The sequence below is a fragment of the Kribbella turkmenica genome, from assembly GCF_004348725.1.
Taxonomy (GTDB): Bacteria; Actinomycetota; Actinomycetes; order Propionibacteriales; family Kribbellaceae; genus Kribbella; species Kribbella turkmenica.
The window spans coordinates 14,652-32,668 of record NZ_SMKR01000077.1 but is presented as its reverse complement, the minus strand read 5'-3'; the positions used below and the strand labels follow the sequence as shown (position 1 = coordinate 32,668).

The 18,017-nt window shown below is 71.7% G+C and carries 15 protein-coding genes; 6 read left to right on the top strand and 9 right to left on the bottom strand.

Features of this window, described 5'->3' with window-relative positions; all coding sequences use genetic code 11:
• The first annotated feature begins 63 nt into the window (after positions 1-63).
• Positions 64-2,004, top strand: a complete 1,941-nt coding sequence (locus tag E1218_RS18675) for a heparinase II/III domain-containing protein (RefSeq protein WP_132321847.1) — start codon at positions 64-66, stop codon at positions 2,002-2,004.
• A 49-nt stretch (positions 2,005-2,053) separates the two neighbouring features.
• Complete coding sequence (locus E1218_RS18670; protein WP_132321845.1) at positions 2,054-2,566, top strand: DUF1801 domain-containing protein; 513 nt, start codon at positions 2,054-2,056, stop codon at positions 2,564-2,566.
• Here E1218_RS18670 and E1218_RS18665 read toward each other — a convergent pair.
• From E1218_RS18665 to E1218_RS18635, 8 genes are all read right to left on the bottom strand, one after another.
• Positions 2,546-2,992, bottom strand: a complete 447-nt coding sequence (locus E1218_RS18665; protein ID WP_132321843.1) for a hypothetical protein — start codon at positions 2,990-2,992, stop codon at positions 2,546-2,548. The genes E1218_RS18670 and E1218_RS18665 overlap by 21 nt on opposite strands.
• The gene (locus tag E1218_RS18660) at positions 2,982-4,121 is read right to left on the bottom strand and encodes an NAD(P)/FAD-dependent oxidoreductase (RefSeq protein WP_132321841.1); all 1,140 of its coding nucleotides are present in this window, start codon (positions 4,119-4,121) and stop codon (positions 2,982-2,984) included. Before E1218_RS18660 ends, E1218_RS18665 begins: the two co-directional genes overlap by 11 nt.
• A complete protein-coding gene (locus E1218_RS18655; RefSeq protein WP_132321839.1) occupies positions 4,118-4,885 on the bottom strand; it encodes a hypothetical protein in 768 nt (255 codons plus the stop codon). The genes E1218_RS18660 and E1218_RS18655 overlap by 4 nt, the downstream gene beginning before the upstream one ends.
• On the bottom strand, positions 4,882-5,811 hold the full coding sequence (locus E1218_RS18650) for an ABC transporter ATP-binding protein (protein ID WP_132321837.1): 930 nt from the start codon (positions 5,809-5,811) through the stop codon (positions 4,882-4,884). Before E1218_RS18650 ends, E1218_RS18655 begins: the two co-directional genes overlap by 4 nt.
• Positions 5,812-5,863: 52 nt before the next feature.
• Positions 5,864-5,992 carry a hypothetical protein gene (locus E1218_RS37795; protein ID WP_267900315.1) on the bottom strand — a complete coding sequence of 43 codons (129 nt, stop codon included), beginning with the start codon at positions 5,990-5,992 and terminating at the stop codon, positions 5,864-5,866.
• A gap of 8 nt (positions 5,993-6,000) precedes the next feature.
• The gene (locus E1218_RS18645) at positions 6,001-8,415 is read right to left on the bottom strand and encodes a glycosyl hydrolase (protein ID WP_132321835.1); all 2,415 of its coding nucleotides are present in this window, start codon (positions 8,413-8,415) and stop codon (positions 6,001-6,003) included.
• Between the two features lie 82 nt (positions 8,416-8,497).
• Positions 8,498-10,231 carry an L-aspartate oxidase gene (locus E1218_RS18640; protein ID WP_132321833.1) on the bottom strand — a complete coding sequence of 578 codons (1,734 nt, stop codon included), beginning with the start codon at positions 10,229-10,231 and terminating at the stop codon, positions 8,498-8,500.
• 105 nt (positions 10,232-10,336) lie between these two features.
• Positions 10,337-10,894: a GNAT family N-acetyltransferase gene (locus E1218_RS18635; RefSeq protein ID WP_132321831.1), complete on the bottom strand. Its 558-nt coding sequence runs from the start codon at positions 10,892-10,894 to the stop codon at positions 10,337-10,339.
• Positions 10,895-11,092: 198 nt separating this feature from the next.
• On the opposite strand from E1218_RS18635, the gene E1218_RS18630 reads away from it, so the two are divergent.
• The 3 genes from E1218_RS18630 to E1218_RS18620 all read left to right on the top strand — a co-directional run bounded on the left by E1218_RS18630 (position 11,093) and on the right by E1218_RS18620 (position 15,940).
• A complete protein-coding gene (locus tag E1218_RS18630) occupies positions 11,093-11,707 on the top strand; it encodes a sigma-70 family RNA polymerase sigma factor (RefSeq protein ID WP_132321829.1) in 615 nt (204 codons plus the stop codon).
• Positions 11,708-11,785: 78 nt separating this feature from the next.
• Positions 11,786-14,527, top strand: coding sequence for an ATP-binding protein (locus E1218_RS18625; RefSeq protein WP_132321827.1), 2,742 nt, complete (start codon positions 11,786-11,788; stop codon positions 14,525-14,527).
• A gap of 75 nt (positions 14,528-14,602) precedes the next feature.
• A complete protein-coding gene (locus E1218_RS18620) occupies positions 14,603-15,940 on the top strand; it encodes an NAD(P)/FAD-dependent oxidoreductase (RefSeq protein WP_132321825.1) in 1,338 nt (445 codons plus the stop codon).
• 2 nt (positions 15,941-15,942) lie between these two features.
• Here E1218_RS18620 and E1218_RS18615 read toward each other — a convergent pair whose 3' ends face one another.
• A complete protein-coding gene (locus E1218_RS18615) occupies positions 15,943-16,353 on the bottom strand; it encodes a hypothetical protein (protein ID WP_132321823.1) in 411 nt (136 codons plus the stop codon).
• Positions 16,354-16,496: 143 nt separating this feature from the next.
• Here E1218_RS18615 and E1218_RS18610 point away from each other — a divergent pair, with 143 nt between their 5' ends.
• A complete protein-coding gene (locus E1218_RS18610) occupies positions 16,497-17,936 on the top strand; it encodes an alkaline phosphatase PhoX (RefSeq protein WP_132321821.1) in 1,440 nt (479 codons plus the stop codon).
• The last annotated feature ends 81 nt before the right edge of the window (positions 17,937-18,017 follow it).

The window sequence follows — 18,017 nt, the reverse complement described above, 5'->3', positions numbered from 1 at the left end:
GTTCACCCCCGCGCCGCCCCGGCGTTCTGATATATGTCTTTCGGCGGGGTGGGGGGAGGCTGGATGTCGTCGCGGCGATCGCGGGTGCGGACCACGATCGGGCTGACTGTCGTCTGCCTGCTCGCGTGTGCGATCGCGTTCACGGGCGCGGTCACCGTGCTGTTGCCCGGCCGGGAGCGCAGCGTCGCGGCGACTGTTCCGGCGGCGTCGCCCACTCCGAGCGCGAGCGCTTCGCCGGCTCCGAGGCCCGCGCCGACCACGCCGGCACCGTCCACGCCGGTCGCACCGACGGGCACCTACGGGTGCTCCGGCTTCAGCGGGATCGCCGCGAAGGTCCCGTTGCCGGCGCTGTACCGGGACACGTTCGCCTGGGGGGACGATCCGCCGTACCAGGTCGGCGACGGATCGGGCGACATCCGCTGGCGGTCCGATCCGTACAGCAAACCGAGTTGGTACATGTGGCTGCACTCGCTGCGCTGGCTGGGGCAGGGCATCACCGCGGCCGGCAAGGGCGACCGCCGCGCGCTGAACCACGTGATGGCCGTCATCCAGGACTGGGTGCGCGACAACCCGTACTCGTGGAAGGGCGACGTCGGCGCCTGGGAGTCCACGATGCATCGCACCAACGTGCTGATCTGTGCCCGGCAGGCCGTGCTCTCCGGTCTGCCGGTCCGGCGACTCCCGGCGCAGTACGCCTGGCTCGATCACGCGCTGCTCGACCACGCCCGGTTCATGCAGGACAACTGGGGCGGGGCTTGGAACCACGGCACGGACGAGAGCATCGCGCTGTTCGGTGTCGGCTGCACCCTCGGCCGGGCCGAGTTGAAGACGCTCGCCGTCGAGCGGCTGACCGAAGCCATCACCACCGCGATCGACCCGCAGGGCTCGACCAACGAACAGTCGATCGGGTACGCGATGTTCAACCACCAACTGTGGGGCCGGGCCGTCAGCACACTGCAGCGCTGCGGTGCGACTCCGAGTCCGGTCATCGAGCAGCGGCGCCGAGCGCTGGCGGAGTGGCTGGCGCTGGCGACCACTCCGACCGGACATCTCCCCCAGGTCGGTGACACGATCCGGCAGAAGCCGGACCTCGTCCGCGGGACCTCCCTCGAGTACGCCGCCTCACTCGGCAAGCACGGGGTCAGTCCACCTCGGCGGACCGCGGTGTTCGACGCCGGGTACGTCTTCGGCCGGACCGGCTGGGGTGAGACCCGGCCGTTCACGCAGGAGTCGTCGTACACCCTCCGCTTCGGCCCGGGACGCCGTTACCACGGCCACGAGGACCACACGTCGCTCACCTACACCTCTCACGGCCGGGACATCCTGATCGACCCGGGTCACTCCGGGTACCAGGACGACACGTGGCAGGCCTGGACCAAGAGTCAGTCGGCGCACAACGTGATGACCGTTGCGAACGGCCGGTCCACCGGTGCCGAGACGCGACTGGTCGGCGCGGCCATCGCCCCGACCGCGGCGTACTACGCCCTCGCCGGCACCCCGGTCGAAGGTGTGGAGCGGACCCGGGACGTCCTGGTCCTGAAGGATCCGGACCTGATCATCACGCTCGACCGCGGACAGTCCGGCGCAGTGCAGCGGTACGAGACGTTGTGGCACCTGCCGGCCGACCAGAAGGTCACCGTGCAGTCGCCGACCACCGTGGTCGCCGCCAAGCCCGGTGACACCACCAAGACCCAGGTGCTGCAGATCCCCTACCGGCAGCAACTACCCGCCGACGCCGTCACCATCGAGCAAGGCAGGCCCGACCCGGTCCAGGGCTGGTACTACCCGACCATCTTCGACCGCCTGCAGGCACCGGTGGTCAAGTTCAACCGCTCCGGGCCGAGCGCGACGATCCTGTCCGCCGTGGTCCCGGCCGACCGCCTCGAAACCGTTGCCTTCACCACCCGAACCGTCGGCGGCATGTTCTTCGTCGACCTGACGGTCGGCGCCCGGAAGACCACCGTCCGCATCACCGAGAACGGCCGCCTGTCCCGGATCCGCTGAGCTCACGCGGTGAAGGCGAAATGAAAGCGGTCTGCGTGACTCTCGTTCCATGGAACGTCCGTCCTTGCGTGCGGCCGCGCTGGCTCTCAGCCGGTCATGGCTGTCGCCGACCGGTCGCGACCGGCAGACTGATGCCATGGCGGATGCGGCCGGAGTGGTGAACCCGGCCGGTCGTGAGCACGACGCCGAATTCGAGCGCGTGATCGCGGCCTCGAGCGACCACGTGCAGGCGCTGGCCCGCGCCGTACGGGCGCTGGTGTACGACGTCCTGCCCGGAACCGTCGAGGTGGTCTGGGCGCAGCAGGGCTCGGTCGGCTGGGGCGTCGGCCCGAAGAAGTACACCGAGCAGTTCGCGTACCTGATGCCGTTCAAGAACCACGTCACCCTGGGCTTCTACCGCGGCGGCGAGCTCCCCGACCTCGAAGGGCTCCTTCCCACCACCGGCGGCCGCCAAGTCGGCGGCAAGCTGAGCATGCGCAGCTTGAAGCTGACCACCCTCGACGACATCAACCGCCCGGCGTTGCGGGCCCTGATCGACGCGTCAACTCGGACGGGTATCTGACGGCGGGCCTTCGCCCTCCTCGAGGCGGAGGGCGAGCAACTGTCGTAGTGGGATGGATTCACCGTCGCGGGCGCCGAGGCCCACGGTCAGCGGCGGGTCGGACGGGAGCAGGCGCACGCCGAACAGCCGGGACTTCAGGCTTGCGGGCGTCGCGAGGATGTAGAAGTTGCCTTCGCGGTCGACGCCGAGCGAACGGTTGCGCCGCAGGTACCAGCCGACCACGTTCGTCCGGTAGCCGCCGCCCGAGCCTCCGACCGGAGCGCGCAGCGGCTGCGGCTCGACGCCGCGCGCCGTCACCTCCCGCACGAAGTCGGTCAGCAGCGCCCGGGCCTGCGCGGTCTCGGCAGCTCTGCGCTGCTCGAGGGCGGCGGCGTGGGCCGCGGACGCCTCCCGGCGCTTCTCCCGCCAACTCGGCTCAGTGTCCACCCCGCCAGCCTAGGCGACCGTCGCTCGTCGGGAACGAGCGGTCGCCGAAGAGGATCCGCCGGGCCGCGGCCTGCCCGGGCGGAGTGCGAAGGAGTCCGAAGGCCAGTGCCGCCGCGGCCGGAGTGCGTACCTGCGCCAGCCCTCGACGCAGCAGGAGCCGCCCACGGAAGTGAGCCCGCAGCGCAGCACCGTCGTACTGCGTCAGGGCGGTCGGCCCGGCGCGCAAGGCCTCATCGAGTACGTCGGCAGCCAGCGAAGACAACCGCAGACACGGGTCCAGCCCCCCGGCTGTGAGCGGCGAGACCGCCCCGGCGGCGTCGCCCACGAGAAGCCCGTCCGCACAACCGATCCGGCGCAGCAGGCCACCGACCGGGATCGGACCGCCACGTCGCTCCACCTCGATCGGACGGTCGGCACCGGGCAAGCCAGGTGCTTCCTTCGCGAACCTCTCCAAGGCCTTGCGCATCCCGTCCGGGAAACGATCGGCGTGCCCGGCGACACCGATGTGGGCGTGCCGTCCGTCGTTGACCACCCAGGCCAGGTAGCCCGGAGCGAGCGAGGGATCGAGCACACAGTGGAACGTCGGCGGGTCGGCGCCAGGCGAAACGCTGAAGACCTCCTCCGCCCCGATGAGCAGGTGGCGGTTGCGATCCAGCGCGAGGTCCCGCGCGACCCGCGACCGGGCTCCGTCCGCGCCGACGACGTACCGGGCTCGCACGGTCCGCGGCCCGTGCGGACCGACCACGACGAAGCCAGCTCCGCACCGGCCGGCGTACCGAGTGCCCAGCGAGATCCGCACGCCGGCCGCGCGCGCACGGTCTGCCGCGGCGACGTACAACGGCGCCATGTCGCCGACCCGGTACTCGTCGCGACCGCTGACCAACGTCACCGGTCGACACAGGCCGGGCGGGTAGAGCACGACCCGGCGGATCGGCGGGCCGAGACACTCGGCCGGCAACGGGAAGTCGTCGAGCGTCTTGCGGACGAAGATGCCCGTGGTCCGGATCGCGGTCGTCAGCCGCGTACGCCGTTCGACCAGCAGGACGTCGTGGCCTCGCTCGGCGAGCAACGTGGCCGTGTGGAGACCGGCCAGCCCGGCCCCCACCACGAGCACCTCGGTCGGGTTCATCGGTCCGCGTCGGTACGCATCAACCGCAGGCCGCCGGCCACCAGCGAGGTGACCGCCCACAGCCCGAGCGTCAGCCGGGCCGACGCCGTCGTCATGTCGTCGCGCGGTCCCTCGCCGAAGATCAGGAAGAGTGCGCCGGAGCCCGGCATCCGGGCGGACAGGCCGACAGACCACTCGTACGGGAGCTGTGCCAGCAGCATCGGCAGGACGAGGACCAGCGCGATCACACTGACCAGTGCGGCCGCCGTGCTCCGGGTGGCCAGGCCCAGCCCGACAGCGAGCAGCGCACCGGCGGCGTACACGAACGCGAGCTCGGCCAGCGCCTCGACGCCGGCACCGAACGGCAACCCGAGCGATGGTCGGAAGGCCCACACCACGACGCTCGCCCCGGCCACCAGCACCACCCCGAGCAGCGTCATCGTCGCGACGATGACACCGGTCCGCGCAGCGAGCAGCACACCCCGCCGCGGTGTCCACTGCAGGGTCGGCACGATACCGCCGGTCCCGTGGTCGGCCGTGCTGGTGACCACGGCCATCGCGAGTACGCCGAACAACGCGAACATCGCGGTGAACCGGCCACCGTCCCACGCGGTCGCGTCCGGCCCCGGCCCGGTCGGGTCGCCGGAGACGTCGTACCCCATGATCGTGCCGAAGCCGAGCACGACGACCGCGGTCGCGGCCGCGAAGATCCAGGTCGAGCGGACGCTCCAGAGCCGGCTCCACTCGGCGCTGCCGGTGCGGGCGAGGACGATCGGCGTGCTCATCGGCCGGCTCCGTTCAGGTACGACGGAGTGCGGCCGTGGTAGTCGACGCTTTCCCCGGTCAGGGCGAGATAGGCATGTTCGAGCGACTGCTCGATCTCGGCCAGGTGGTGCACCGGGAGGCCGAGGGCGTGGGCGAGGTCGCCGATCTCGGTGGCGCCCAGGCCGGTGATCTCGAGCTCCCCGGGCGCCGTGCGCTCGACCGCCGCCCGGTCGGCCAGCGCTCGCTGCAAGTCCTCGATCCGCGGCGTACGGATGCGCACCCGCTGGCCGCCCAGCCCACGCAGGATCTCGTCGACCGGCGCCTCGGCGATCAGCCGGCCGCGGCCGATGACGACGATCCGGTCGGCGATCAGCTGCATCTCGCTCATCAGGTGGCTGGAGACCAGCACGGTGCGGCCCTCGTCGGCGAAACCGCGCAGCAGCGACCGGATCCAGCGGACGCCGTCGAGGTCGAGGCCGTTGACCGGCTCGTCGAACAGCAGCGCCTTCGGGTCGCCCAGCAACGCGGCCGCGATCCCCAGCCGCTGCCGCATGCCGAGCGAGTAGCCCTTGATCCGCCGGCGGGCGGCCTGGCCGAGGCCGACCTGTTCGATCACTTCCTCGACCCGGCGCAACGGGATGCCGTTGGTCCGGGCGCCGATCCGGAGATGGCCGCGCCCGGTGCGGCCGGGGTGCATCGCGCCCGCGTCGAGCAGCGCCCCGACGTGGTGCAGCGGCTCCGGGAGGTCGACGTACCGCTGCCCGCCGATGAGCGCCGTGCCGGCCGTCGGCCGGTCGAGGCCCATCACGATCCGCATCGTGGTCGACTTGCCGGCGCCGTTCGGCCCGAGGAACCCGGTCACCTCCCCGGCCGGCACGTCGAAGGTCAGATCGTCCACGGCGCGCACGTCACCGTACTGCCTGCTGAGTCCCCGCACACTGATCACCTATCGATAATCGATGCTCAGCTATCGACTGTCAACATTGAGCCAGCGACTATCAATCGTGATCACATTTCGGAATGAGATCACCCCAGGTCTCGACGCCGGCACACCGCACGCCCGGCTCCTGGCGACCGAGCTCCAGCTCCGGTGCGAGCTCGACGTACGCGTGCCGCAGCCGGCTCATGCCGATGATCAGCCGGCCGCGCTTCCCGAGCGCCGAAGGATGACGGCCGGCGGCCCGAACAGCCCGGAGCTCACGGAGTCCGCGGCGTGCTCGATGTCCTGCAGGTCGAACCGCCGGCCGTAGCGAGCCGTCACCGACTCGACCAGCGGTGCGAGGTGCTGGTCCACCGACAAGGCGTTGGCGTTCGTGTTGTGCACGACGACGCGCAGCGCGTTGGTGCCCTGCTTCGCGGCGTCCGTGATGTCGACCCGGTACGGCGGCGCCCAGAGCGTGCCGCACCGGCTCTCGTTCACCCACACCTCGGCGGCCACCCCGATCGGCGCCTCGAGCAACGCCTGGTACGAGTGCACCGGCAGACGACCGGACCGGTCGGTGGGCGCGCCGGCACCGAAGTCCAGCAGCACACGGCCGTCAGCCTCCGGAAGCTCGAACTCGATCTCGTACGAGGCCCAGCCCGAGTACGCCGCATGCGCCGGATCGTCCTCCCACCGGTGCGGCAGCGTGACGGATTCACCGAACACCCGCCAAGACCCGTCCAGCGTGGCGAACGGAACATCGACCACGGGATCGTCGGCAGCAGTAACGGACGCCGGCACGAGCACAGCCGCCTCGTACGGCGAGAGCGTCACCTCGGCCGGACTGATCGGCGTCGTCGACCCGGTGACCGGGTCCCACCGCTCGGCCGTCGACTCGGCGAGCGTGAAGGTCCGCGTCCGGTTGCCCGTGTTCGCGACGAAGTACACGTCACCGTCGTCGAGCCGCCGATGCACGATCCCGACGTCGTCCGGCAACGGCGCCGGCAACTGGTCCGCCAGTCCGGCGAGATCCTCGGTGACCACTCCCCCGGCCGCGATCACCGCCTCCAGCCACCGCCTGGTCTCCCCCGGCACAGTCGCACCGCCGGGTACGACGACCAGCCCGACCGCGGCCGGGTCGACCACGGTGGTCGCGTCGTCGTCGATCAGGTCGAAGTCGAGGCCGGACTCGCGGATGATCCGCGGGATGTCGTCACCGATCAGCCGTCGTGCCGCCCGATAGAGGTTCAGCGTGCCGGCGGCGTAGGCGTCCGAGGCCGGCACGTACACCTTCACCGGCCGGACCGGAGTGCCCTGCTGGAGCAGCCACGACACTCGGTGCAGGTAGCCGAACAGGTCGGGCGCGACCGGCCACCACGGGTTGCGGTCGTCCAGTGCGCCGGCGGCGTAGAAGATCCAGCCGACGCCCGGTTGGCCGGAGGGCGAGTACGGCCAGCCGTGGCCGATCAGCTGGTTCACCCCGGACAGGAAGTGCTCGTGTGCCTCCCCTTTGAGGTCGAGCGGCGTCGCCCGGAACGACGGCGAGTGCACCCAGGTCCAGGCCTCGGCCGACACCACCGGCCGGCCGTAGGTGTTCGCGGCCGACGACGCCCAGCGCGTCTCCGGCAGCCGCGTCCATCCCCAGCCCTCGCCCTCGAACAGGTCGGCGTGCCGGTAGCTGCTCATGGTCGCGGGCGGCTCGCCGTACGACTGGATCCGGAACGGTACGCCGTGCTCCGCCGCCCAACGCCGGCACACGGCAACGAAGTTCTCCTCGTACAACTCCGACAAGGTCCGGTAGAAGTCGATCCGGACCCGGTCCCTGCCGGTGAGCAGCTCCCACAGCCGGGGTAGCAGGTCGTATCCGCGCCGGCGTTCGAACTCGGCCGGCAGATCCGGTGTCCAGTCCGCCTGGTACACCTCGAGGCTGTCGCAGAACACCGACCCCACCAGCCCAGGGGTGGCCGCCGCCAGCAGTGGCTCGGCCACTGCCCTGAGGTGCTGCTCGGCCGCGGCGGCCGAGTAGTGGTCGAGGACCGGCCCTTCGGCACCGGCCGCCGCCCGCTTGACGTTCTGCCCGGTCAGCCGGGAGGTCGCGACCAGCACCTCCCGCGGCCCGTTCCCGGCCGGTACCCGGATCATCCCGTTGCTGACGGCAACTTCGTCGTACGCCGAGGGCACGCCGGCGGACCCCTCGCCGACGAACGCCGCGACCACCTGGTCGCCGGGCCACGGCTCGGCGACCGGGACGTCGTACGCCTCGGCACCGATCTCGCGCCGGTCCCAGGTCAGCCTGCGCGCCGCCAGCTCCGGCGGGACGTGCCCGCCGCCGAAGGACCAGCCGCTGCCGAGCGTCAGGTCGAACCGCAGCCCCAGCTCGTGCGCCGTACGCGCCGCGAACCCGACGTCGCGCAGGAACTTGTCCGAACCGAACGGCGCGTCGACCGAGCTCATCGGATAGACGAACGCGGCCTCGACCCCGCCGAGCCCGGCCGCGGCCATCGCCCGCAACTGGCGTTCGAGCTCACGCTGGTCCACCGACGGCCCGAACCACCACCACCGCATCATCACCCGGCCGTCGCCGGGCGGTGCCCGGAACCCCCGTCGTACGTCGTCCACCGTCGCCACCGGCACCGACCTCCGCAAGTCTCGGTTCCGTCCACCCCATCCCGAGCCAGCGCGTCCGGTCAACGCCCGTGACCACTACCGGTCACTCGACCAGCTTGCCCTCCGTGGAGAGGTCGTCCCGCATCAGCGCGCGAAGCTCGTCGGGGATCGGCGGGATGCTCTCGCGCACCACCTCACCCGGGCCGGACCAGACCATGTTGACCTGGAGCGACTCGTCGAGGTCCGGGAAGTCCGAGCGGTTGTGGCACCCGCGGGTCTCACGGCGTTCGAGGGCGGCGTCCAGGGTCGCCCGCGCCGCCAGTGCCGACGACTTCAGGTCGAACGCGTGCGCCAGGTCCTGGAACCCGGCGATGTCCGGGTGCACACCCATCCGGGTCATCCGCTCCTCGATCTCGCCCAGCTCGGAGATGCCGGCCAGCAGGCCGGGCGCGTCCCGGACCACGCCGGCCCGGCTCGTCATCGTGTCGCGAAGCGCGCGCTGCAGGGCACGGACGTTCTCCTCGCCGTCGTTCGCCAGCAGGTCGTCGATCTCCGCCCGCGCCTCGGCGACCGCCTCCACGGACCGCTCCTGCGACTGCCGCCCGACGGAGAACTTCGCCGCCTCCTCCGCGACGATCCGGCCGAACACCAGGAGCTCGATCAGGGAGTTGCCGCCGAGCCGGTTCGCACCGTGCAGACCACTGGCCGCCTCGCCGACCGCGAACAGCCCCTCGACGTCGGTGCTGTGGTCGTCCGGACGGACCCACACGCCGCCCATCGAGTAGTGCGCCGTCGGCGCGATCTCGATCGGCTGCTTGGTGATGTCCAGCATCTGCAGCTCGAGCAGCGTCTGGTAGACCCGCGGCAGCCGGCGCATGATCGTCTCCCGCGGGAGGTGCGACACGTCCAGCCAGACCCCGCCGTTCGGCGTCCCCCGGCCTTCCATGATCTCCGTGTACGCCGCCAGCGCGACCCGGTCCCGGGTCGACAGCTCCATCCGCTCGGCGTCGTACCGGGCCATGAACCGCTCGCCCAGCGCGTTCCTGAGCTGACCTCCTTCGCCGCGGGCCGCCTCGGACACCAGCGTGCCGGCCGCGTTCTCGGGTTCGATCAGGCCGGACGGGTGGAACTGCACCAGCTCGGGGTCCCGGATCCGCCCGCCGGCCTGGACGGCCAGCCGGAAGGAGTCGCCGGTGTTCTCGTCGCGCCGCGACGACGTCCGCCGCCAGATCCGGGTGTGACCGCCCGCGGCCAGGATCACCGCGTCGGCATGGATGACGTAGCGGCGCCCGGTGGTCAGGTCGAAGCCGTACGCGCCGAAGACCCGGTTGTCGCGGACCAGGATCCGGGTCACGTAGATCGTGTCCAGGATCGGCACGCCCAGCTGAACCGCGCGGTTGATCAGGGTCCGCTGGATCTCCAGCCCGGTGTAGTCGCCGGCGAACGCCGTCCGGCGGTACCGGTGGGCTCCGAAGAACCGCTGCGAGATCCGCCCGTCGGCCTCCCGGGCGAACGGCATGCCGTAGCGCTCCAGGTCGGCGATGCCCTCGGCCGCTCCCTGGGTGACGATCCGGACGGTGTCCGGGTTGGCCAGCAGGTAGCTCTCCTGCAGGGTGTCGGCGGCGTGCTGCTGCCAGCTGTCCTCCGGGTCCATCGTGGCCAGGGCGGCGTTGATCCCGCCGGCGGCGAGCGAGGTGTGCGCGTCCGAGCGCGGACGCTTGCCCAGGGCAAGAACCTCGACACCCTGCTCGGCCAGCTCGATCGCGGCCCGCAGGCCGCCACCACCGGTTCCGATCACCAGTACGGACGTGGCGATCTGCTGCTCGGTGGTCTTCATCGGGTCTCCTTCGAGTCGTCCCAGGCGGGCCGGTGTGGCTCTACAGCTAAGACAACTCGGAGCAGCGGAGTGTGACTGTCAGCCCGGTCACATCCTGACTGTCTGTCACGTCTCACCGGCGTACGTCGGCGAGTCCGGGTGGTACGCGAGGTCGTAGTGCCGGAGCCGGTAGAGGTTCAGACGCTGACCGTGGTATTGCTCCGTCTCGCCGATCAGCTCCATCCCGATCCGCTTGGCGGTGCCGGCCGCGCGGGCATTCGTCGGACCGACCAGGGCGAACACCTCCTCGAGATCGGTGTTGTGCATCGACCAGTCGGCCACCGCCGCCCCGGCCTCCGCGGCGTACCCGTTGCCCCACGCCGACCGGGCCAGCTGCCAGCCGATCTCCATGTCGTCCCAGAGTGCGAGCCGGAGCAGCGCCACGCCGCCGACGACCCGGCCGGTGTCCCGCAGCTCGACGGCCCAGTGGCCGGCCGGCTTCACGTCCTCGGCCTGCCAACGGTGCAGCAGGTCGCGCATGGCCGGCACGTCCGGCACCCAGCTCAGCTGCGGAATCAGCCAGCGGGTGACGTGCTCGTCGCCGTAGATCGCCAGCGCGTCCGAGGCGTCGATGTCGCGCCACGGCCTGATCACCAGTCGTTCGGTCTCGATCCTCGGCTTCATCTCGTCCTCCACGGCAGGGGCCTGGCACTGCCTATGACCGGGCAGCCGATGCCGATGTGACAGTGCGACGTCCGTGGGAGTCCATGGGGGTTCCCCGGGGGCGACCACGGACTTCACCACGGACTTCCAGGGCGCGGCGGCCACGGACCGGCGGCGAGGCTGGGACAGCCACCTCGGAACGGAGCAGAGGAGCCGATCATGAACCTGGACCAGGCAGCCACGGACTTCGTCGTCCTCCGCCCCCGCCTGTTCGGGATCGCCTGCCGGATCGTCGGCAACGCGCCCGACGCCGAGGACATCGTCCAGGACGTCTGGCTGCGCTGGCAGCGCACCGACCGGCCGGCCGTCGTCGACCCGGCGGCCTTCCTCGCCACCGCGACCACCCGGCTCGCGATCAACCTGGTCCGCTGCGCCCGCCGCCGGCACGAGACGTACGTCGCCTCCTGGCAGTTCGAGGAACACGCCGCCGACGACGCCGACCCGCACACCCGGGCCGAGCAGGACGAGTCCATCGACCGGGCCGCCCGGATGCTGCTCGAACGGCTCTCCCCGGCCGAACGGGCCACCTACGTCCTCCGGGAGGGCTTCGAGTACCCGTACCGGCAGATCGCGGACATGCTGCGGATCGAAGCACCGAATGCCCGCCAGCTGGTCAAGCGGGCCCGGGACCGGCTGTCCTCCGACCGCCGCCATCCGTACAGCCCCGCCGCGCATGATCAACTCGTCCGTGCTCTGGCGTCGGCGTCGCGGGCCGGGGATTTGTCGGACCTCAAGGAGTTCCTGACCGCCGGCCTGGCCGAGCAGGCCGCCTGACCCGGTACGGCGTACCGGCCGCGTCGTCCGGCGCCGACACAGATCCGGCTCCAGCCTCTGATGAGAGGATGGTGAGTCGTGACGGGACCGACGCAGTGGCTTCGCGGCCGGAGTGCGGAGTCCGCACGCCTCGACCGCCTGGTGGCCGGCGTGCGCGCCGGCCAGGGACAGGTGCTGATCGTCCGCGGTGAGGCCGGGATCGGCAAGTCCGCGCTGCTCGACCACCTGATCCGGAACGCCGACGGCTGCCGGGTCGCCCGGGCCTCCGGGGTCGAGTCCGAGATGGAGCTCCCGTTCGCCGGTCTGCACCAGTTGTGCAGTCCGTTGCTGAAGCTCGCCGAGCACCTGCCGCCGCCGCAGCGGGCGGCGCTGTCGGTTGCCTTCGGCCTGGAGTTCGGCGGCCCGCCGGACCGCTTCCTGGTCGGCGCGGCCGTCCTCAGCCTGTTGTCGGAGGTGGCCGACCGCAAGCCGCTGCTGTGCGTCGTCGACGACGGGCAGTGGCTGGACCAGGCCTCGGTCCAGGCGCTGACGTTCGTCGGCCGGCGACTGTTCGCGGACCACGTCGGCATCGTGTTCGGCGTACGGGACCCGCTCACCGGGCCGGAGTGGCGAGGATTCCCGGAACTGACGGTCGGCGGCCTGCCGGAGGAGGACGCCGGGGCGTTGCTCGACGCCGTCGTCCCCGGGCGGCTGGACGAACACGTCCGGGACCGGATCGTGGCCGAGACCAGAGGCAACCCGCTCGCACTGCTCGAGCTGCCGCGCGGTCTGACCGCGGCCGAGCTGGCCGGCGGGTTCGAACGACCGGACGCGCGGCCGCTGGCGAGCCAGATCGAGCAGAACTTCGCGCAGCGGGTCCAGCTCCTGCCCGCACGGACCCAGCACCTGCTGCTGATCGCCGCCGCCGAGCCGGTCGGCGACCTGCCGTTGCTGCTCCGGGCGCTGACGATCGTGGGCATCCCGCTGACCGAGGCCGGGCCCGCCGAGGCCTCCGGTCTGGTCGAGCTCGGCGCCCGGGTCCGGTTCCGCCATCCGCTGGTGCGGTCCGCGATCTACCGGGCCGCCACGCCGGCCGACCGCCGTGCGGTGCACCACGCGCTGGCCGAGGCGATCGACCCGGATCTCGACCCCGACCGGCGCGCCTGGCACCGCGCCCAGGCGGCCGACGAACCCGACGAGAGCGTCGCCCGTGACCTGATCGCGTCCGCGGATCGAGCGGAGCACCGGGGTGGGCTCGCGGCCACGGCCGCGTTCCTGCGGCGTGCGACCGAGCTGACCCCGGACCCGGGCACCCGCGCGGGCCGCGCCCTGGCCGCCGCCCGGGCCACCTTCCGGGCCGGTGCCTTCGAGGCCGCGCAGAAGCTGCTCGTGGTCGCCGACGAGCAGTCCGCCGACGGGCTGCAGCAGGCCACCGTGGGACTCCTCCGGGCGCAGATCTCGTTCGCCTCCGGTCACGGCGCGTCGGCCGCGCAGCAACTGCTGGACGCGGCCCGCCGACTCGAGCCGCTCGATCTGGACCTGGCCCGCGACACCTATCTAGACGCCTTCGTCGCCGCCATGTTCGCCGGGGTGCTCGCCCCCGGATCGCCGCAGTCCGCGGTGGCACAGGCGGCCCGGATGGCGCCGCGGCCGGCGGTCCGCCGCAAGCACGACCTGCTCCTCGAGACCCTGGCGGTCTCGTTCACCGACGGCTACCCGGCCGCGGTGCCGCTGGCCAGAGCGGCGATCGAAACGTTCGCCGATCCAGGCCAGGCGGATCCGGCCGACCTTCGCTGGTTGTGGCTGGCGTCGCGCACAGCTGTGGACCTCTGGGACTACGAGCACTGGGACATCCTCACCGCCCGGCACGTCCGGATGGCGCGCGCGCTGGGCGATCTCGCCGAGCTCCCGCTGGTGCTCAACTCGCGACTGACGATGCATCTGTTCGGCGGCGACTTCGCGGCTGCCGCGTCCTTGCAGGCCGAGATCCGGACGATCGTCGACGCGACCGGAAGCGCGCTCGCGCCGTACGGGGCGATCGGTCTGGCGGTGCTGCGCGGACGGGTCGACGAGGCCACGCCGCTGATCGCCAAGACGATGGACGACGTGGCGGCACGCGGCGAAGGCGGCGGAATGTCGTTCACCCGCTGGGCCAACTCGGTGCTGCTGAACAGCCTCGGCCGGTACCCGGAGGCCTTGGCGTCGGCCCAGGCCGCCAGCGCTGACCCGAACGACCTCGGTGTCGGCAGCTGGTCCCTGCCCGAACTGGTCGAGGCCGCCGTGCGGAGCGGACAGCATGAACTGGCAGGCGAGGCACTCGACCGGCTCGCCATGCTGGCGCAGGCCACCGGCACCGACTGGGCACTCGGTCTGCTCGCCCGGTCGAAGGCCCTGCTGGCCAAGGGCGCGGCCGCGGAGCCGGACTACCAAGAGGCCGTCGAGCGACTCGGCCGGACCCGCTTGCGGATCGAACTCGCGCGGTCGCACCTCCTCTACGGCGAATGGCTCCGGCGCGCGGGCCGCCGGCAGGACGCGCGCACCCAGCTGCGAACGGCGTACGAACTGCTGACGGCCGTCGGCGCCGACGCGTTCGCGGACCGCGCCCGGCACGAACTGGCGGCCACCGGCGAGACGATCGGCGAGCGGGCGAGCCGCCGGGCGGCCGACGCGCTCACCGCCCAGGAGGCACACATCGCCGAGCTCGCCGGGGCCGGGCTCACCAACGCCCAGATCGGCGAGCAGATGTTCCTCAGCCAGCACACCGTCGAGTGGCACCTGCGCAAGGTCTTCACCAAGCTCGGCATCACCTCCCGCCGCCAGCTCCGGCCGCAGACGGGCTAGCGCCCGGGGCCGTGTCACACATCGGCCCGCTGTCTTGTCATGACTGGTGACAAGACAGAGAGCTGGAGGCGCCAGGTGCGCAGGATCCTCGTGGTCGGCGGCGGGTACGCCGGCTTCTACGCGGCATGGAAGTTGGAGAAGAAGCTTCGCAGGGACGAAGCCGAGGTCGTGGTGGTCGACCCGAGGCCGTACATGACCTATCAGCCGTTCCTCCCGGAGGTTCTGTCCGGGAACGTCGAGGCCCGGCACGCGGCGATCTCGCTGCGGCGGAACCTGCGCCGGACCACCCTGGTCGCCGGCGCGGTCACCTCGATCGAGCACGGCCGGCGGGTGGTCACGATCCACCCGGTCCAGGGCGCCGAATTCGAGCTGGCCTACGACATCATCGTCGTGACCGCGGGCGCGGTCACCCGGACGCTCGCGCTGCCCGGTGTGGCCGAGCGGGCGATCGGCATGAAGCACGTCGAGGAAGCGGTCGCCATCCGCGACCAGCTGCTGACCGCCTTCGACCGGGCCTCGGTGCTCCCGCCCGGCCCGGAGCGCGAACGCCTGCTGACCGTCACCTTCGTCGGCGGCGGCTTCGCCGGTGTCGAGGGCTTCGCCGAGCTGCTGTCGCTCGCGAACGGACTGCGCAAGTCCTACCCCGAGCTCGGGCCGGACGACCTCGCCTTCCATCTCGTCGAGGCGAGTCACCGCATCCTGCCGGAGGTCACCGACAAGCCCGCGGCGTGGGTGCGCTCGACACTCGAGCGGCGCGGCGCGCGGGTCCACCTGGGCACCACGCTGGTGTCCGCCGCCGACGGTCACGTGGTGCTGTCCGACGGTACGACGTTCGAGTCGGACCTGATCGTCTGGACGGCCGGCAACGCGGCGACCCGGCTGATCCGCGGTCACACCGACCTGCCGGTCACGGCGCGCGGACTGGTCCAGGTCCGGGCCGACCTCCGCGTCGGCACCGAGACCGAGATCGTGCCGGACGCGTGGGCGGCCGGTGACGACGCCGCCGTACCCGACCTCGCGTCGCCGGTGCCCGGGGCCTTCACCGTGCCGAACGCGCAGAACGCCGTCCGGCAGGGCAAGCTGCTGGCGAAGAACCTGCTCCGCTCGCTGCGCGGCCGCAAGCCGAAGAACTACGTCCACCACACCCTCGGCGCGGTCGCGACCCTCGGGCTCGGCCGCGGGATCTTCCAGTACAAGCGGATCGTCGTGAAGGGCTTCCTCGCCTGGCTGATGCACCGCGGGTACCACGTGCTGGCGGTGCCGACCTGGGACCGGAAGGTCCGCGTGCTGTCCGTCTGGCTGGCGGCCGCCTTCTACGGCCGGGACATCGTCTCGCTGGCGTCCGTGCAGCGGCCCCGGGACGCGTTCGTGAACGAGGCCGACACCCCCGAGCTCATGTCGAAGTCGGCCTGAGGTCAGCGCGGGTTGGTGCAGAGGAACGGCGGGCGCGTGCCGCCGGAGTGGTACTGGTACTGCTTCCCGCCGGCCTCGAGGACGATGCGGGCGCCCGGGACCAGGGCCTGGGTGTAGTTCATCCCGGGCTCCGGGCAGCCGAGGCTCCCGTCCGGCCAGGTGACCTCGGTGGCGCTGACCACGGTCACCTGACCGGGGTCGATGCCCAGCCGCTTGACCAGGTCGGCCTTGGCCTGCTCGACCGCTCCGGACGCCGGCGGCGCTCCTGTCGGGGTTCCCGGGCTCGGCGACGCCGACGGGGTCTCCGGGCTTGGCGTGCTGCTCACAGTCGGTTGTCCTTCCATTCCAGATTCGTTGCCGCAGGCAACCAGCAGGGCTGCCGCGACGACCGCGGCCACCGTCAGGCTTCGCATCACGATCACCTCCCCCTCTGGACGCCGGCGGCGTCCGGTTCGTTGCGGCGTCAGTTGTTCAGCTGTCGTTTCCCCGACGGCAGCGGACCGCGTGCAGGATCGCGTGGGGCCGCCCGCCCGCCAACGTACCAAGGAGCATCGTCATGTCTGTTGACCGTCGTTCCGTCCTCCGGGGGGCCGCCGCCGGCGCCGCCGGGGTCGGGTTCGCCACCGTCGGCACCGTCCCGTCGCTCGCCGAGGCGACGCCCGGTCCGCGGCACTCGCCGTTCCCCACGCACCGGCCGTTCCCGCCGCTGCTGGACGACCCGAACGGCATCCTCGCGCTGCCGCCGGGCTTCCGGTACCGGATCGTCACCAAGGCCGGCGAGACCAGGCTGCGCACCGGCCAGCCGACTCCGTCGATGCACGACGGCACCGCGGTGTTCGACGGCGGCCGGAACCGGTACCTGCTGATCCAGAACCACGAGGTCGGCGGCGCCAGCCAGCTCGGGGTACCCCCGATCGAGGGCACCGTGTACGACGCCGGCGTCGGCGCGGCCGGTGGTTGCACCGTCATCTCCGTCGACCGCGACGGCAAGAACCTGGGCGAGTGGGTCGGCATCTCCGGCACCCTCACCAACTGCGCCGGCGGCCACACCCCCTGGGGCACCTGGCTGACCTGTGAGGAGACCGAGTCCAAGGCGAACGGCACCACTCGCCTGAAGGACCACGGCTACGTCTTCGAGGTCTGGGGCGACGGCCGGACCGCCCATCCGGTCCCGCTGAAGGCGCTCGGCCGGTACGCCCACGAGGCGCTCGCCGTCGACAAGGACCGCAACCACATCTACCTGTCCGAGGACGCGTCCGGCCCGAACGGGCTGTTCTACCGCTGGTCGGCCCCGGCCGGCTACAAGCTCGGGCCGAACAGCTGGCGGCAGCTGGCGGACGCCGACTTCGGCACGCTCGAGGCGATGGCCATCCTCGGTGACGACGGCAAGCCGATCCCGGACGTCGCGTACCTGACGTCGGCGCAGCTGCTCCGGCCGTTCCGGGTCGCGTGGGTGCCGGTGCCGGACCGGAACGCGGTCTCGGTGTCCTGCCGCAGGCAGTTCACCAACGACCAGGTCACCCGCGGCAAGAAGTTCGAGGGCGTCTTCGGCACCGACGAGGGCGTGTACGTCGTCAACTCGTACGCCGAGTCCGGCACCAGCGACCTGCCGTCCGACGCCGTACCGCACGACGGCATGGTCTGGTTCTACAACTACCGCAACCGGACCATCCAGCTGGTCACGTACTTCCCGGAGAGCGCGGCGGCCGACCAGGGCTCCGGGGCGCGGTACGACGACTACAATTTCGACAGCCCGGACAATGTCACCGTCACTCCGTGGGGCTCGCTCGTCCTCGCCGAGGACGGCAACGCCAGCAGCCACGTGCTGAGCTCCACCCCGGGCGGCCCGACGTACGCGATCGCCCGCAACATGCTCAACGACTCCGAGTTCACCGGCCCGGCGTTCTCCGCGGATGGCCGCATCCTCTTCGTCAACCTGCAGAGTCCCGGCATCACCTTCGCCATCTCCGGCCCCTGGCGCGACTACCTCGGCTGACAGCCGCCCGTGCGACCTTCCTGTCCGTTCTGTCGGTGCCGGCGGACAGGAAGGCACGCATGAGAAACGGCGCGATCCTCC

Bases quoted from the DNA above. Each gene is read 5' to 3' on its own strand.
- E1218_RS18675 (WP_132321847.1), top strand. From the start codon at position 64: ATGTCGTCGCGGCGATCGCGGGTGCGGACCACGATCGGGCTGACTGTC.
- E1218_RS18670 (WP_132321845.1), top strand. From the start codon at position 2,054: ATGGAACGTCCGTCCTTGCGTGCGGCCGCGCTGGCTCTCAGCCGGTCA.
- E1218_RS18660 (WP_132321841.1), bottom strand. From the start codon at position 4,121: ATGAACCCGACCGAGGTGCTCGTGGTGGGGGCCGGGCTGGCCGGTCTC.
- E1218_RS18655 (WP_132321839.1), bottom strand. From the start codon at position 4,885: ATGAGCACGCCGATCGTCCTCGCCCGCACCGGCAGCGCCGAGTGGAGC.
- E1218_RS37795 (WP_267900315.1), bottom strand. From the start codon at position 5,992: ATGAGCCGGCTGCGGCACGCGTACGTCGAGCTCGCACCGGAGCTGGAG.
- E1218_RS18640 (WP_132321833.1), bottom strand. From the start codon at position 10,231: ATGAAGACCACCGAGCAGCAGATCGCCACGTCCGTACTGGTGATCGGA.
- E1218_RS18635 (WP_132321831.1), bottom strand. From the start codon at position 10,894: ATGAAGCCGAGGATCGAGACCGAACGACTGGTGATCAGGCCGTGGCGC.
- E1218_RS18630 (WP_132321829.1), top strand. From the start codon at position 11,093: ATGAACCTGGACCAGGCAGCCACGGACTTCGTCGTCCTCCGCCCCCGC.
- E1218_RS18615 (WP_132321823.1), bottom strand. From the start codon at position 16,353: ATGCGAAGCCTGACGGTGGCCGCGGTCGTCGCGGCAGCCCTGCTGGTT.
- E1218_RS18610 (WP_132321821.1), top strand. From the start codon at position 16,497: ATGTCTGTTGACCGTCGTTCCGTCCTCCGGGGGGCCGCCGCCGGCGCC.